Source organism: Ruegeria sp. AA3 (assembly GCF_056542905.1).
Window position 1 is genome coordinate 1 of sequence record NZ_JBQGAQ010000037.1, and the last position, 1,692, is coordinate 1,692.

Sequence of the window (1,692 nt, forward strand, 5' to 3'; positions counted from 1 at the left end):
GAGGCTGTGTGAAAACTCCCGCTGTTGCCGGAGAGATGGTATGCTTTCGGCATTGGATGTGGAGGCATTCCATGGGGCAGTTTATCGAAGGCGTGGATCGACATCAGGCGATGTTGTTGCCCGAATGTCTGGACGATTATGTTGACGAAGACAGCGCCGTCCGAGCGATTGATGCATTCATCGATATGCTCAGCTTGGCGGATTTGGGTTTCCAAACCTCACCAGCCGCGACCGGTCGGCCTGGTTATCATCCTGGACTTATGCTGCGGGTCTATCTCTACGGATACTTGAACCAAATTCAGTCTTCGCGGCGGCTAGAGCGGGAGTGCGGCCGCAACCTGGAACTCATTTGGCTGACGGGCCGATTGAAGCCCGACTTCAAGACGATTGCCGACTTCCGCAAGGATAACGGTCCGGCGATCCGCAAGGTATGCCAACAGTTCGTCGCTCTATGCCGTGACATCAATCTGCTGGATGGAAACCTGGTCGCCATCGATGGCAGCCGGTTCAAGGCGGTGAATGCCAAGGCCAAGAACTACACGCGCGGCAAGCTGCGCCAGAAGCTGGGTGAGATCGACAAGGCCATTGAGCGCTATCTGGGTGAACTGGATCGCGCGGACGAGGTGTTTGAACAGACCGGCACCGTGTTGCCCGCGGCACGAATGGAACGCACGCTGAGAAAGCTGGAACATCTGCAAAAGGAAGCGGCGCGCTACAGATCAATCGAGAGACGCATGGATGAAACCGGCGAAACGCAGGTGTCTCTGAGCGATCCTGACGCGCGATCCATGGCCACAACGCCCCGCATGCCCCGCGTCGTTGGCTACAACGTACAGACGGCGGTTGAAGCCGAGAACCACCTGATCGTCGCGCATGAAGTCACCATGCATGGATATGACAGGGATGCCTTGTCGATGATGGCGGCGGCTGCGCGCGATGCGATGGCCTTGGATCGGATCGAGGCCATAGCCGACAAGGGGTATTACAAGAGCGAGGAAATCCTTGCTTGCGAAGAAGCCGGTATCTCTGTCGTCGTTCCCAAGCCTCAAACCTCGAATGCCGGAGCCCGGGGCCAGTTCGACAAAGCCGACTTTGCCTATGATGCGGAGAACGACGTTTATATCTGCCCCGCTGGCGAGCAACTGAGCTACCGGTTCACGGGGCCACAGGACGGCAAAGCTATCAGGGTCTACTGGTCGAGCAATTGCGAAAGCTGTGTCATCAAGGACAAGTGCACCACTAGCAAACAGCGCCGCATTCGCAGGTGGGAACATGAAGACGTGCTGGAACGCGTACAGCATCGGCTGGACCAGGACCCCACCCAACTGGCTGTTCGCAGCATGACCGTCGAGCACCCCTACGGCACGATAAAATCGTGGATGGGAGCTACACACTTCAAGATGAGACGGTTGAAAAACGTTGCCACGGAGATGGCCCTGCACGTTCTTGCCTACAACTTGACCCGTGTCATGAAGATCATCGGCATCCCGGCTTTGGTTGCCGCGATGAAAGCCTAAAAGGCGCCTCCTTGGCCAAAAAACAGCATCCCGAAGAAGCTAAATCGTCCCGATGGCCTCAGAAACGGCACTCTGGCCAAATCTGAAAGATCAAAGAGGACAAATCGAAAAAATACGCTCCAACACCCAACCCCGGGGAAAGCTGCACGAACCTAGCCCGTTTCCACACAGCCTC

General features: G+C 56.6%; 1 protein-coding gene. It reads left to right on the forward strand.

Annotated elements, in window-relative coordinates; translation table 11 throughout:
- Nucleotides 1–71: 71 nt before the first annotated feature.
- Nucleotides 72–1,517 (forward strand): IS1182 family transposase, encoded by a 1,446-nt coding sequence (locus ACR0JR_RS22315; RefSeq protein WP_170361226.1) that lies wholly within the window; start codon nucleotides 72–74, stop codon nucleotides 1,515–1,517.
- The last annotated feature ends 175 nt before the right edge of the window (nucleotides 1,518–1,692 follow it).